Here is a 13,175-nt window from a genome sequence, read left to right as displayed (position 1 = left end):
TGCGGAGGAAATCGCAATGCGCACCGAAGCGATTGCGGAAGTGATCAGCCGCGAAATGGGCAAGGCGCTGTGGGACTCGCGCGCCGAAGCCGCCGCAATGCAGGCAAAGATCGCCGTATCGATCGCAGCGCAAACGGAACGCGCCGGCGAGAAAGCCGAAGCGGCTGCCTTCGGCGCCGCTCGGCTGACCCATCGACCACACGGCGTGATGGCCGTGTTCGGTCCCTTTAACTTCCCGGGCCATCTGCCGAACGGGCATATCGTTCCTGCGCTGCTCGCCGGAAACGCATGTGTCTTCAAGCCGAGCGAACTGGCGCCGGGCATCTCGGCGCTGATGGCGGAGTGTTTCGAGGCAGCTGGCCTGCCCCCTGGATGCCTGAACATCGTACAAGGCGGACGCGAGACCGGCGGCGCCCTCATCGCGCAGGACATCAATGGCCTGTTGTTCACAGGCTCCGCAACGACCGGCGTCTATTTCCACAAACACTTCGCGGGTCGGCCGGATGTCATCCTTGCGCTGGAGATGGGCGGCAATAATCCGCTGATCATCTGGAACCCTGCCGATGTGGACGCCGCCGCCGACATCGCGGCCCAATCAGCATATCTTACCACCGGCCAGCGCTGTTCCTGCGCGCGCCGCGTGATCCTGCCGGAAGGTCAGTTCGGGGACGCGGTTATCGAGGCTATTGTCGCCCGCGCCAGGGGGCTCCGCATCGGGGCCTGGAACGAGCCGGACATCTTCATGGGCCCGCTCGTCTCCGAGAAGGCACGCGAGCAGGCACTCGACTTTCAGGCCCTGTTGATTTCGCATGGTGCAAAGCCCATCCTCGCACTCGAGGGTCTGCCACGCGGCGGCGGTTTCGTGTCGTCCGGTGTTGTCGATGTCACGGCGGCTTCCGGCTTCCCGGATGAAGAACTGTTCGGGCCACTCATGCAGGTCGTCCGGGTAAAGACATTCGAAGATGCGATTATCCGGGCCAATGCAACGAAGTATGGCCTCTCGGGCGGCCTCGTCAGCGATGACGACAGCCTTTGGGAAATGGCGTATCGCGAGATGCGCGCAGGTGTGCTCAACCGGAACAGACCGACCGCCGGGGCCAGCGGATCCATGCCCTTTGGCGGTCCGGGCCTCTCCGGAAACTTCCGTCCGGGAGCATACTATGCTGCAGACTACTGTGCCTGGCCGCAAGCAAGCCAGCTTGCGCAAACTGCGACCCGGCTGACAGCGCCTGGATTTCCCACCTGAGAGGCCGAAATGGATAACACTGCGCAGATCGACTACTGGAACGGCGCCGCCGGCGAAAAATGGGTGAGGGATGCAGACCGGCTGGACAGGATGCTGCAGCCGTTCGCGGAAGCGGTCCTTAACGCGGCGAAGCGGTGCTCCGGCCAGCGGCTCACGGATATAGGTTGCGGCGCAGGCGCCCTGTCTTTTGCGGCGTCGGATTCAGGCGCGCTGACGACAGGTGTGGATGTGTCCGAACCGCTGATCGCTATTGCCCGGCGCCGCGCGGAGCAGCGTGCACCCGCGGCGAATTTCGTTGTGGCTGATGCGTCAGCCTGGGTGCCGGATGTAAAAGCAGATCTCATCGTGTCCCGATTCGGTGTAATGTTCTTTGCCGATCCTGTAGCTGCATTCGAAAATATCCGGGCAGGGACAATGCCGGGAGGCCAGATGATATTCGCATGCTGGCGCCCGCTCGCGGAGAATGACTGGGCCTTGATGCCGATCGTCGCCGCCCTGCCGTTCCTCAAGCAGCCGCCTGCGCCGCCGCCGCCGGGAACGCCAGGGCCGTTTGCCTTTGGCAACCCTGACTTCGTTACGGATATTCTGGTGAAGGCGGGCTGGACCGGCATCCGGATTTCGCCGTGGGACGGCGACATCGAACTGCCCGGCGCCAACGCTGAAGAGACGGCGGACTTCATGCTCGAGATTGGCCCGCTCTCGCGCGCCATTGCTGAACAGGGTATCGACCCGGTCAAGGTCAGGCAAGCGCTGGTCTCGAAAGTTCGCAGCCTTACAGGCGCAGTGGGACACACGTATCTGAAAGCCGCTGTCTGGATCGTCGAGGCCACCGCATGAGCATAGCCTGCGAAGTCAATTTCGACGGGCTGATCGGGCCGAGCCACAATTATGGCGGGCTTTCAGATGGCAACCTCGCCAGCGCGCGCAATGCGGGCGACATTTCCAACCCGCGCGAAGCGGCTGTGCAAGGCCTCGAAAAGATGCGCACCCTGGTTCGCGCCGGGCTCGTGCAGGGCGTTCTGCCGCCCCTCGCACGTCCCAATTTTGACCTGCTTGTCGCAGCGGGCTTTGCCGGCTCGGATTCAGATATCATCGGCGCAGCCGCGCGCAGAGCACCGCAGTTGCTGAAAGCGGCCTACTCGGCCAGCGCCATGTGGGCCGCCAATGCCGCAACGGTCTCGCCGTCCGCCGACACCGCAGATGGCCGCCTGCACTTCACGCCCGCCAATCTGTCCACGATGCTCCACCGTAGTCTGGAGCACCCGGACACGACCGCAACGCTCATTTCCATCTTCGCCGATGAGGAACGCTTCGCTGTGCATGGCGCCCTTCCGGCGCATGCCGACTTTGCGGATGAAGGCGCGGCCAACCACGTTCGGCTGTCGGCGGAACATGACGCCCCGGGCGTTGAGCTGTTCGTATACGGACGCGATACCGGAGAGGCGTTGGCGGGTTTTCCGGCGCGCCAGACGCGCTTGGCGTCTGAAGCCATCGCGCGCGCCCACGGTCTCGCCATGCCGCATGCCGTGTTCGCCCGTCAGGCTCACCGCGCTATCGCATCGGGCGCCTTCCACAATGATGTGGTCTGCGTCGGCGCCCTTGATACGCTGTTCTTCCACGAGCACGCCTTCGAAGACACGGCTGCCACGCTCAAGGCGCTCCGGCAAGCGGCGGATGGTCGGTTCGAACTGAAGCCCGTCATGGTGGCCGATACCGAAGTGCCACTCGCCGATGCGATGTCTTCCTACCTTTTCAACTCCCAGCTGCTTCAGGTGCCAGGCGAGGACCGCCTTGTGCTGGTTGCGCCAACGGAGACACGCGATACCCCGTCCGTGCATGCCTATTGCGAACGGCTGGTGCAATCCAACGGACCGATCGGCCGCGTACTTTATGTCGATGTTCGTCAGTCCATGCGCAATGGGGGCGGACCTGCCTGCCTGCGGTTGCGCGTGGTGATGACCGTGGCAGAACTGGCTGCCTGCCACGCGGGCGTGTTGCTGGACGAGGAGCTGATCGACGAACTGCAGGCGAGTGTCCGCTTGACATACCGCGACCGCCTGTCTCCCGGCGACCTTGCCGATCCGGCTTTCGCGGATGAATGCCGCCTCGCCCGCGAAGCCATCCTCGACATCCTCGACCTTGAGGCGCTGGCATGATCCGTCTTTATGATTACTGGCGCTCGTCGGCCGCGTACCGGGTGCGGATTGCACTGCATCTGAAAGGTTGTCCCTTTGAAACAGTTCCCGTCAACATCCTTCCGGGTGCAGATGAACAACTGGGAGACGGGTACCGCGGCATCAATCCGCAAATGCGTGTTCCTGCGATCGAGGTTGACGCAAGGATCTCCGGGCAATCGATGGCGATCATCGAATGGATCGACGAAACAGTGCCTGGGCCCTCACTGCTTCCGGAAGACGCCTGGCAACGCCTGAAGGCGCGAGCCTTTGCGGACATCATTGCGTGCGACATTCACCCGTTGAACAATCTGAGCCCGCTCGCCGTGCTGAGACGGGATTTCGGCGCAGACGATACAGCCATCAAGCGGTGGTATCAGGACTGGATCGTGCGGGGCTTTCAGGCGCTTGAAGCGATGGCAACGGAGCCACGCTATAGCGTCTTCCTGTTCGGAGACGCACCGGGCCTCGCTGAGATCGCGCTGGTGCCGCAGATGGCCAACGCACGTCGGTTCGAAACGGACTTGTCAGCTTTTCCAAAACTTGTCGAACTGGATTCAATCTGCCGGGCGCTTGACGCGTTCCAGCGCGCCGCACCTGAAAGTCCGGCGAAGCCCGGCTAATCCGTTTCGCCAGGACGCCGGATTTCGATGATCTCGATTTCCTCGAGTTCGCCGAGGGGTTCGGCAAGTTTTGAAGTATGTTCGTTGAGCCATGGAATGAGACCGTTGACCAGCCGTTCGCCGCCGCTTGCCGCAAAGCCATTACCGGAGCGGCGCAGCTCTACTGGCGCGATGCAGCCCTCGTCCGCCTTGTAGCGGCGCGAGCAGGTCACCCCGGGCGCCAGGCCTTCTGAAAGCCCGGCGCCGGCATTGTTCTCGCCGAACAGGAGCACGCCGCCGAACCGGTCGCGCAACAGCGGATCGGCTTCGAACAGGGGCAACACTGCGGCTGGCAACGGCCGGTCCGTGGCAATCACGAATGCCCGGCCCCGATTGTCGGTAGACAGATAGTGAGAGAGCGCGGCGGCCGTATCTTCTTCAAGGCTCGCCGCGCGCAGGTAGGGTGCATAGACCGTCCCGGTTTTTTCAAACGCGCCCGCGAGATCGTTCAGCTTCCCGGCGGCCTCGACGCGCCGCTTCTCGATAGCCTGCGTGCCGCTGATTTCCAGGGCTGCCTCGCCAGCCAGCAGCACAACGTCGATGTCCCAACCGGTCTCCCAAACCGCCGGCGGCGGAAGCTCCGGCCGCTCGGCCCAGCTGTCGCCGTTGACATAGTCAAAGGTGGGAAGGGCAGGGCCGGTTGCGACAGGCTTTTCCTGCATCGACCAAAAAAGGGCGCCGGCGGCGATTGCCAGCGACCCAGCGATCAGGACGAGGAAAATATTCTTGTTCATGCAGGCGGTTCCGGGGTTTCAGCGGGCCGCGGATCTCAGTCCTGAATAGCCCGGTTGATCGACAGACAATTGCGCAATTGTGGTCGATTTGAGATGTGACAGAAGCCCGTCTGTTGAAAGGTCCATGCGCCCTGACCGGATAGCCGCGCAAAGCATTGCATTCAACTGATTTGCGCTTTCACCGGAGGTTGTGAGCAGTTTTTCAAGACGCGCCTTTTCCTCCGCTTCTGCGGCAGGGCGAATATCAAGTTCCCGAAGCACGGTAGCCAGCGCGTTCGACGCGACACGCGCATGGAAGGCGCTATGCCCGGTCAATTGCGGCGCGGCTGTCCTGTCGATGAAATTCTTCACCGCTTCGATCAGTTCCCTGGCGGAGGGGCCATCATGCATGGCGGCCAAGTCCTTCAAACAGGTTGATAAGGTCAATCTCGTTTTCCGAAACGCGCCGGCCGATGGCCGCGCGTTCCACGCTGGGGTCCGCGCCGGTCTTGTAGGCGGAATACATGATCATGCACATCACACCCCATTTCAGGCTGCCCAGAATTTCCCACCAGTCGATCTCTGCTGTCGTGAACCGTGCGCCGCCGGCGGCGGCATAGGCGTCCAGCATTTCTGGCAGGTCGCCGAACCCGCCGACCCGCTTTTCGCTGTGCCCGAAGCGCCAGGAATTGACGCAGACCCAGGCGATGTCCTCGCGCGGGTCGCCGATATGGGCGAGTTCCCAGTCGAGCACGGCGCCGAGGCCGTTCTCGTCCACGATCAGGTTGCCGAGGCGAAAGTCGCCGTGCACCAGCACAGGGCCTGCGGGTTCTGGCGCATTCGCCTTCAGCCAGGCGAAGGCAAGTTCCAGCACGGGCCGGGGCATCTCGAAAGCCCGGTAGATCGCTTCATATTTCGCGATCTGGTCCTCGCCGAGGCTGCGCGCCAGTTCGGGCAGGCCGCCGGGCGCAACCGCATGGATACGCGCCAGCGCTTCGCCGCAATCGCGCGTCAGCCGCGCACGCGCCGCGTTGAACTCGTCATCGCGCAGGATCTTCCGGCCAAGCGTCTCTCACACGACCCGGCGCATGACGAAGGCTTCACCAAGTTCGCTGCCTGGCGGCGATACGTGCAGCACTTCCGGCACCCGCACGCCGGATTTCGTCGTGGCGACCAGCAAAGCGGCCTCAGTCGCCAGCGACACTGCTTCTGAACTGCGAGCCACCGCAACACCGCCCGGCGCCCGCCTGAGGATCAGCGCATGCCTCTCGCCTGGCGCAGCGACATCGAATGCCCAGGTTTCCTGGCTTGCCCCGCCCGACAAGCGTTTCAGCCCCTCAACGCGCGCATCTGCGCCGAAATGCGTGTGGGCCCATTCGGTCAGGGGCTTTTCGATCTCGATTCCGGTTCCCATCTTCGCCACAATTGCGCGGAAGAAGGCGCACGCCAAGCGGTAACGCTGAGGAAGGCGATAGCCTGAGGAGTTTCATGGCATGAGCGACAAGATACAACCTGATGATCCGCTGGGCGTGGCTGTTCAGGCTGAGAAGCAAAGCCTTCTGAGCTGGCTGCGGGAGCGACTGGTCGCCGGCATGCTGATCGCGCTGCCGGTGGTCGCGACGTTCATCATCCTGGAATTCCTGATCAACCTCATCGACAGCCGCGTTGTGCCGCTGATCCCGCCGGCGCTGCGGCCGGAAACTTATCTTGACTATGCCGTGCCGGGTTTCGGCCTGCTGATCCTCCTGATCTTCCTGACGCTGCTCGGCGCTGTCGCCACAAACTTCCTCGGCAGCTATTTCGTTTCGCTGACTGACCGCATCCTGACGCGGGTTCCGGTCGTCCGCTCTGTCTACTCCGTGTTCAAACAGATCCGTGATGTGTTCCAGAGCAACTCGGCCGGCCAGTACAAGGAAATCGTGATGGTCGAATACCCGAGGGCGGGGAGCTGGGTCGTCGGGTTTGTTGCGGGACCGGCGAAGGAAGAGCCAGCGTACCGGTTGGGAGCGGACTTCATCACCGTCTTCGTGCCGACCGTGCCGAACCCGACCTCGGGCTTCCTGCTGTTCGTGAAGGAATCGGCCGTGATCCGCCTGGAAATGTCGATTGAGGAAGGCGCAAAACTCATTCTCTCGGGCGGCCTCGTATACCCGCCGTTTCCGCGGGTTAGTGCTGCCCCTGCGGCGCCGGGAAAGTCGTAATCAGGACTGGGGTTCGGCGTTAGTGGTCACGCGCGGCGTCAGCAGTTCACGCGCCATCCTCAGCGCGTTTGCCCGGTCGCCCTGGAGTTTGGGATCTGCTGCGATGACGGCCTCCGCATCCTTGGACGCGATCTCGAGCAGGCCGGCGTGGCGAGAGGTTTCCAGGATCCGGTACTCCGTTGCCCCGGCCTGGCGTACGCCGAGCACATCACCGGCGCCCCTCAGCCTGAAATCCGCTTCAGCAATCGCAAAGCCGTCCTCGGTGCGGCGCAGCGTATCGAGGCGTTCGCGGGCCGTTTCACCGATGGGCGGGCGGTAAAGCAAGATGCAGAACGAGGGCCGCTCGCCGCGGCCCACGCGGCCGCGGAGCTGGTGCAACTGGGCGAGGCCAAAGCCTTCCGCCCGCTCAATGACCATGATGGTGGCTTCCGGGACATCGACCCCTACCTCGATGACCGTGGTGGCGACGAGGACGCGCGTTCTGCCGTACCGGAAGTCCTCCAGGGCGGTATCCTTTTCTGAGGCCTTCAGCCTGCCATGTACGAGACCCACCCGGATGCGCAGCTCGTCCTGCAAGGCGCCATGGCGGGCCACTGCAGAGGAATCGTCCTCATCGACATCAACGCGCGGGCAGACCCAGAACGCGCGCTCACCGCGCTGCACGGCGCGGCCGACCGCTTCGATGATCTCATCGATGCGCGTATCCGGGATCGCCCGCGTCTCGACGGGTTTGCGGCCCGGTGGCTTTTCATCGAGGATGGAGACGTCGAGATCCCCGTGCACGGCCTGGGCGAGGGTGCGCGGGATCGGCGTTGCGCTCATCACCAGCATGTGCGGGCTGTCGGATTTTCCGACGAGCCGCATGCGGTCCGTCACGCCGAACCGGTGCTGTTCATCGACGATAATCAGGCCGAGATTGCGGAAGGAGACGGCTTCCTGGAACAGCGCGTGCGTGCCGGCCACTATCTGGACCGTGCCGTCAGCCAGCGCCATGACTGTGCTTTTGCGGGCGCTGCCCCGGTCGCGCCCGGAGAGCACCGCTACCTTATAACCCAGCGGCGAAAGCAGCGTGTCCAGCGTGTCGAATTGTTGCCGGGCGAGCACTTCTGTCGGCGCCATGAAGGCCGATTGGTAACCGTTTGCGGCCGCTTCCACAGCGGCCATCGCGGCGACAAGCGTCTTGCCGGCGCCGACATCGCCCTGCAGCAGCCGCCGCATCGGAGACCCGCTGGCGAGGTCGCGCCGGATTTCATCGCGTGCCCGCAGCTGTGCGCCGGTGGGCGTGTAGGGCAGGGCCTTGATCAGCTGCGCTTCGGACTTCGGATCGGACTTGATGACCGGTGCGCGCCGCGCCTTGCGGGCTGCCCGGGCGAGTGAGAAGGCCGACGCGCGGGCAATCGCTTCGTCATAGGCGAGGCGTTCCCGGGCGCGGGCGAATTCGTCTTCGTCATAGCGCGCCGGCGCGTGCATGATCTCCAAGGCTTCGGCAAAGCCTGGCCAGCCGCGCTGGCGCACGAGGTGCGGGTCGGACCATTCCGGCAAGCCCTCCGGCACAGCCTTGAGGGCCTGCAACGCAAAGGTGTGCACGCGCCGGTTCGTCAGGCCGGCCGTGAGCGCATAGATCGGCTCGACTTCCGGGGGCGCGTCGCCCTTGGCAGGATCAACCACGAAATCCGGATGCGTGATCTGTCGTTCGCCTTTGTAATCCTCAATTCGACCCGAGACGATACGGGTGGCCCCTACCGGGAACTGGGATTTCAGCCAGCGTGGATCGGCCCGGAAGTACGAGAGCGTCAGGAAGCCGCTTTCGTCGCCCAGCTGGATCCGGTAGGGCGATTTGTCGTTGAACGGTGCGTGATGGGCAATGACCTCGCCGCGCACCGTCGCCACTTCGCCGGGGACCGTCTTGTCGAACTGCGCGCGCACTCGCCGGTCGAGCCAGCGCTCCGGCAGATGGAGCAGCAGGTCCCAGACCGTATTGCCGCCGCACAGGCGCTGGAGGACCGGCAGCAGTTTGGGCCCGACACCGCTCAGCGTGTCGAGGCTGGCAAACAGCGGGAAGAGTCGCTCGTCGCGCATCGTGTCAGCAGGCTAGGCGCAGCCGGGGTGCGGCACAATCAACTGTGACCTTACCGGAGCAGAACCAAGACATAGGGTGTTGCATAAGCCGGTGCATAAACTCCGCTTTTTTAGTCCATAACCCGTCCACAAGTCCCTATGGATAGTCCATACGGATTTATCGCTTCCGGAAGTCCCCCATGACCGATGAAAACCGCCGCAAGAAACTGAAATTCCGGGCCTGGCGGCGCGGTTTTCGCGAGATGGACCTGCTTATCGGCAGCTTCGCCGATGCGACGCTCGAATCGCTGGATACCGCGGGGCTCGACGAGTTCGAACGCCTGCTCAAGGTGCCCGACTGGGAAGTTTATGCCTGGCTGATCGGGCAGGAGCCTGTGCCGGCAGCCCATTCAGGTCCGGTGCTGGACCAGCTGATCGCATTCCGCTACGCCGCGCAATCCGGCTGAGGCCGGGTGAAAAGGTAGCCTGATGACACCCGCTGATTTTCTGAAATCGCTGAGCGGCCCCGCCGCTTTTGCCGGAGCGCCGTTTGGCGCTGACGTGATCACGTTTTGCGAGGCGCTGATCAAGCGCGGCGGCATCGGCGTGTATGTTGCCCGGGACGACCGGATGGGACAGGCCGCGCGGCGGATGGCGCAGTTCGCAGCGCCCCGGCTGGATCAGGCGGACCTTCCAGGCTGGGACGTGCTGCCCTACGACCGCATAAGCCCGACGCCGGCAACTGCCGCGCGCCGCTGCGCCGGTCTCGCGCGTATCGCCCGTTATGAGCTTGCGCAAGGGCCGCTGCTGGTGGTCACGACTGCGGGCTCGCTTGTGCAGCGTGTGCCGCCGATCGCGACGCTTCGCCGGTCATCCTTTTCCATCCGCAAGGGGCAGACGGTGAAGGCCGCCGACCTGACCGAATATCTCGCCTTCAACGGTTATGTTCGCTCCAGTACCGTGCGCGAGCAGGGCGAGTATGCGATCCGCGGCGGCATCATCGACATCTTTCCGCCGACGGCGCCCGAGCCTTACCGGCTCGATTTTTTCGGCGATGTGGTCGAGACCCTCCGCACATTCGATACCGAGTCCCAACGATCGACAGGGGCCGCTGAAGGCGTCACCTTCGCACCGGTAAGCGAGATCCTGTTCGACGATAAGGTGCTGAGCGGGTTTCGCGACCGGTTCCTTGAAACTTTCGGACCACCCTCCGGCGACCAGATGTATGAGGCAGCCCGTGCCTCCATTCGCCGGCAGGGGGTGGAAGCCTGGCTGCCCCTGTTCCATGATCATCTCGACACGCTGTTCGACTACGTCGGCGAGGGCGGCCTTTGGGGCCTGAGTGCCCTGACGAGCGAGGCGGCGCATGAGCGCCTGACACAGGCGAGCGATTATCACATGGCCCGCCTCGATGCCGGCGGCGGTGATATCCGTACGGCGAAGGTGCTGCCGCCGGAGCGGCTTTACCTTGGGATTGAAGAGTTGGACGCGCGACTTGCCGACCGGGCTGTCGTGCGTTTCAGCGCCAATGAACCGGCGGCGAATGCCTTCGACATGGGCGGACGGCGGGGCAGGGACTTCGCGCCGGAACGCTTGCGCACGGACGCCAACATTTTCGAGACTGTTATCGGGCACGCAAAGGCGCTCTATGCCAGCGGCAAACCGGTCGTCTTTGCGGCCTGGTCGACCGGGTCGGCAGACCGCCTGATCAATGTCCTGGGCGACCATGGCCTGACCGGTCTTGCGCAGGTGCACACGCTGGAAGCGGCTAAGAAGACCGACTTCACCGTCGCCGAAGTGCCGATCGAGGCGGGCTTCTCGCTGCCGGGCGTGGCGCTGATTTCCGAAGCGGACGTGCTGGGTGACCGCCTTGCTGCGCCGCGCCGCAAACGCAAGACGGCGAGCTTCATCACCGATGCCACGGCGCTGACGGCGGGCGATCTTGTCGTGCACGTCGACCACGGCGTCGGGCGATATGCAGGCCTGCGCACGCTGGAGCTGACCGGCGCGCCGCACGATTGCCTGCAGCTGGAATATGCCGGCGGCGACATGATCTTCCTGCCGGTCGAGAACATCGACCTGATCAGCCGCTACGGCTCGGAAGAGTCCCAGAGCCAGCTGGACCGCCTGGGCGGCGCAGGCTGGCAGACGCGCAAGGCGAAAGCCAAGAAGCGCATCCTCGAGATGGCGGCCGAACTCATGCAGATTGCGGCGGCGCGCGAACTGCGCCGGGCTGAATCGATCTCTGCCGGGCAGGGTTTCTATGAGGAGTTCGCCGCGCGCTTCCCTTACGAGGAAACGGAAGACCAGCTCTCCGCCATCGAAGACGTTCTGGGCGATCTCGCGTCCGGCCGGCCGATGGACCGGCTTGTTTGCGGCGATGTGGGTTTCGGTAAGACCGAAGTCGCGCTGCGCGCTGCCTTCGTGGCGGCGATGAGCGGCAAGCAGGTGGCGGTGATTGCGCCGACGACGCTTCTGGCGCGCCAGCACTTCAAGACCTTCGAGGAACGCTTCGCCGGCTGGCCACTGGTCGTCCGGCCGCTCTCGCGGTTCGTCAGTGCACGGGAAGCGGCAGAAGTGCGCGCGGGACTTGCGGATGGCAGCATCGATGTCGTGGTCGGCACGCATGCGCTGCTGACGAAGGAGATCGAGTTCAAGCGCCTCGGCATCATAGTCGTGGACGAGGAGCAGCGCTTCGGCGTGAAGCACAAGGAGCGGCTGAAGGAGCTGAAATCCGATGTGCACGTGCTGACACTTTCGGCGACACCGATCCCTCGCACTTTGCAGATGGCGCTGACGGGCATTCGCGACCTGTCGATCATCGCGACGCCTCCGGTCGACCGGTTGTCGGTGCGCACCTACATCACCGAGGAAGATACGGTCACGCTGCGTGAGGCGCTGCTGCGCGAGAAGTATCGGGGCGGACAGGCTTTCTTCGTCGCGCCGCGTATTCAGGATCTCGACAAGATCGAGAGTTTCCTGCGGCTCAATGTGCCGGAAGTGTCGTTCATCGTGGCGCACGGCCAGATGGCGGCTGGCGAACTGGAAGACATCATGACGGCCTTCTACGAGGGCAGGTATGACGTGCTTCTCTCGACGACCATCGTCGAAAGCGGCCTCGACATTCCGCGCGCCAACACGCTGATCATTCACCGCGCAGACATGTTCGGCCTGGCGCAGCTTTACCAGCTGCGTGGCCGCGTCGGGCGTTCGAAGCTGCGCGCCTATGCCTATTTCACGACGCCGCGCGACAAGGTGATCACCGAGGCTGCCGAGAAGCGCCTGAAGGTGTTGCAGTCGCTCGACTCGCTGGGTGCGGGCTTCCAGCTTGCGAGCCATGACCTCGACATGCGCGGCGCGGGCAACCTTCTCGGCGATCAGCAGTCGGGCCAGGTAAAAGAGGTTGGCGTGGAGCTTTACCAGTCGATGCTGGAAGATGCCGTGAAGGCGCTGCGCGCTGGCGCAAAGGATGAGGAAGATGTGGCCGACGATTGGTCGCCGCAGATCAACCTCGGTGTCGCCGTGCTGATTGCTGACGCCTATGTTGAAGACCTGAACGTGCGCCTGTCTCTCTACCGGCGCTTGTCCGACATCACGACGGCGCAGGACCGCGAGAGCTTTGCCGCCGAACTGATTGACCGGTTTGGTCCGTTGCCGGACGAGACGCGTCAGTTGCTGGATGTCATGGCCATCAAGGTCCAGTGCCGCACGTTGGGTATTGCCAAGCTTGACGCGGGTGAGAAGGGCGCTGTGCTTTCCTTCCGTCCGGATACGATCATGGACCCGCAGCACCTCATGGAAATCGTCCGCTCACGGCCGAACCAGCTGAAGCTTCGCCCAGACTCCAAGCTTGTGCATTCCGGGCTTGGCGGCGCGCCGGACCGGCGCATTCCACTGGTGAAGGCGTTCCTCAAGGAACTCGAAGCAGCTTGCGGCCTCGCGTCGGCAGAAGCGGCGGATGCGGTTTCCAAGATGGCGCAGCGGCGCGTGCCAGAGCCTGAAAACAAGTGGGGCAAGAAGCTGTCGTCCGGCTTCCTCAGCGAAGATTAGAGTGATCTGATGGAACCAGTTCGCCTGCCACGGATTTTTGATTTTTCGCAAATTCCTGCCCTCAACCAGCA

At 63.7% G+C, this 13,175-nt stretch carries 12 protein-coding genes; 7 read left to right on the top strand and 5 right to left on the bottom strand.

Going from position 1 to position 13,175, the window contains the following annotated elements; translation table 11 throughout:
* The 4 genes from WEA77_RS13310 to maiA all read left to right on the top strand — a co-directional run.
* Positions 1–1,246, top strand: a 1,246-nt coding sequence (locus WEA77_RS13310) for a succinylglutamate-semialdehyde dehydrogenase (protein WP_368068367.1), incomplete at its 5' end; no start/stop codon positions are given.
* 9 nt (positions 1,247–1,255) lie between these two features.
* A complete protein-coding gene (locus tag WEA77_RS13305; RefSeq protein WP_368068366.1) occupies positions 1,256–2,083 on the top strand; it encodes a class I SAM-dependent methyltransferase in 828 nt (275 codons plus the stop codon).
* A complete protein-coding gene (gene astB, locus WEA77_RS13300; RefSeq protein ID WP_368068365.1) occupies positions 2,080–3,402 on the top strand; it encodes an N-succinylarginine dihydrolase in 1,323 nt (440 codons plus the stop codon). Before WEA77_RS13305 ends, astB begins: the two co-directional genes overlap by 4 nt.
* On the top strand, positions 3,399–4,043 hold the full coding sequence (maiA, locus tag WEA77_RS13295) for a maleylacetoacetate isomerase (protein ID WP_368068364.1): 645 nt from the start codon (positions 3,399–3,401) through the stop codon (positions 4,041–4,043). Before astB ends, maiA begins: the two co-directional genes overlap by 4 nt.
* On the opposite strand, the gene WEA77_RS13290 is transcribed toward maiA, so the two are convergent.
* The 4 genes from WEA77_RS13290 to WEA77_RS13275 are packed head-to-tail and all read right to left on the bottom strand — an operon-like array spanning position 4,040 to position 6,209.
* Positions 4,040–4,816 (bottom strand): hypothetical protein, encoded by a 777-nt coding sequence (locus tag WEA77_RS13290; RefSeq protein ID WP_368068363.1) that lies wholly within the window; start codon positions 4,814–4,816, stop codon positions 4,040–4,042. The genes maiA and WEA77_RS13290 overlap by 4 nt on opposite strands.
* Positions 4,817–4,834: 18 nt before the next feature.
* Entirely contained in the window at positions 4,835–5,206 is a 372-nt protein-coding gene (locus tag WEA77_RS13285) for a DUF6285 domain-containing protein (RefSeq protein ID WP_368068362.1), read from the bottom strand.
* A complete protein-coding gene (locus WEA77_RS13280; protein ID WP_368068368.1) occupies positions 5,199–5,846 on the bottom strand; it encodes a phosphotransferase family protein in 648 nt (215 codons plus the stop codon). The genes WEA77_RS13285 and WEA77_RS13280 overlap by 8 nt, the downstream gene beginning before the upstream one ends.
* Positions 5,847–5,867: 21 nt before the next feature.
* On the bottom strand, positions 5,868–6,209 hold the full coding sequence (locus WEA77_RS13275) for a hypothetical protein (protein ID WP_368068361.1): 342 nt from the start codon (positions 6,207–6,209) through the stop codon (positions 5,868–5,870).
* Positions 6,210–6,288: 79 nt separating this feature from the next.
* Between WEA77_RS13275 and WEA77_RS13270 the strand changes: the two genes are divergently transcribed.
* Positions 6,289–6,996 (top strand): DUF502 domain-containing protein, encoded by a 708-nt coding sequence (locus WEA77_RS13270; protein WP_368068360.1) that lies wholly within the window; start codon positions 6,289–6,291, stop codon positions 6,994–6,996.
* Here the strand turns inward: WEA77_RS13270 and recG are convergent, their stop codons facing one another.
* The gene (gene recG / locus WEA77_RS13265) at positions 6,997–9,075 is read right to left on the bottom strand and encodes an ATP-dependent DNA helicase RecG (protein WP_368068359.1); all 2,079 of its coding nucleotides are present in this window, start codon (positions 9,073–9,075) and stop codon (positions 6,997–6,999) included.
* A gap of 179 nt (positions 9,076–9,254) precedes the next feature.
* On the opposite strand from recG, the gene WEA77_RS13260 reads away from it, so the two are divergent.
* Positions 9,255–9,521, top strand: a complete 267-nt coding sequence (locus WEA77_RS13260) for a succinate dehydrogenase assembly factor 2 (RefSeq protein WP_368068358.1) — start codon at positions 9,255–9,257, stop codon at positions 9,519–9,521.
* 22 nt (positions 9,522–9,543) lie between these two features.
* A complete protein-coding gene (gene mfd / locus WEA77_RS13255) occupies positions 9,544–13,104 on the top strand; it encodes a transcription-repair coupling factor (RefSeq protein WP_368068357.1) in 3,561 nt (1,186 codons plus the stop codon).
* Positions 13,105–13,175: the final 71 nt, after the last annotated feature.

It is taken from the genome of Hyphomonas sp. (assembly GCF_040882205.1).
Classification (GTDB): domain Bacteria; phylum Pseudomonadota; class Alphaproteobacteria; order Caulobacterales; family Hyphomonadaceae; genus Hyphomonas.
Note: the sequence above shows the minus strand (reverse complement) of the source record. Positions and strands in the feature narration are given on the sequence as shown.

What these genes read in the sequence shown, in the direction of transcription:
- WEA77_RS13305 (WP_368068366.1), top strand. Translation starts at nt 1,256, where the DNA reads ATGGATAACACTGCGCAGATCGACTACTGGAACGGCGCCGCCGGCGAA.
- recG (WP_368068359.1), bottom strand. Translation starts at nt 9,075, where the DNA reads ATGCGCGACGAGCGACTCTTCCCGCTGTTTGCCAGCCTCGACACGCTG.
- WEA77_RS13285 (WP_368068362.1), bottom strand. Translation starts at nt 5,206, where the DNA reads ATGCATGATGGCCCCTCCGCCAGGGAACTGATCGAAGCGGTGAAGAAT.
- maiA (WP_368068364.1), top strand. Translation starts at nt 3,399, where the DNA reads ATGATCCGTCTTTATGATTACTGGCGCTCGTCGGCCGCGTACCGGGTG.
- WEA77_RS13270 (WP_368068360.1), top strand. Translation starts at nt 6,289, where the DNA reads ATGAGCGACAAGATACAACCTGATGATCCGCTGGGCGTGGCTGTTCAG.
- astB (WP_368068365.1), top strand. Translation starts at nt 2,080, where the DNA reads ATGAGCATAGCCTGCGAAGTCAATTTCGACGGGCTGATCGGGCCGAGC.
- mfd (WP_368068357.1), top strand. Translation starts at nt 9,544, where the DNA reads ATGACACCCGCTGATTTTCTGAAATCGCTGAGCGGCCCCGCCGCTTTT.
- WEA77_RS13290 (WP_368068363.1), bottom strand. Translation starts at nt 4,816, where the DNA reads ATGAACAAGAATATTTTCCTCGTCCTGATCGCTGGGTCGCTGGCAATC.
- WEA77_RS13260 (WP_368068358.1), top strand. Translation starts at nt 9,255, where the DNA reads ATGACCGATGAAAACCGCCGCAAGAAACTGAAATTCCGGGCCTGGCGG.
- WEA77_RS13275 (WP_368068361.1), bottom strand. Translation starts at nt 6,209, where the DNA reads ATGGGAACCGGAATCGAGATCGAAAAGCCCCTGACCGAATGGGCCCAC.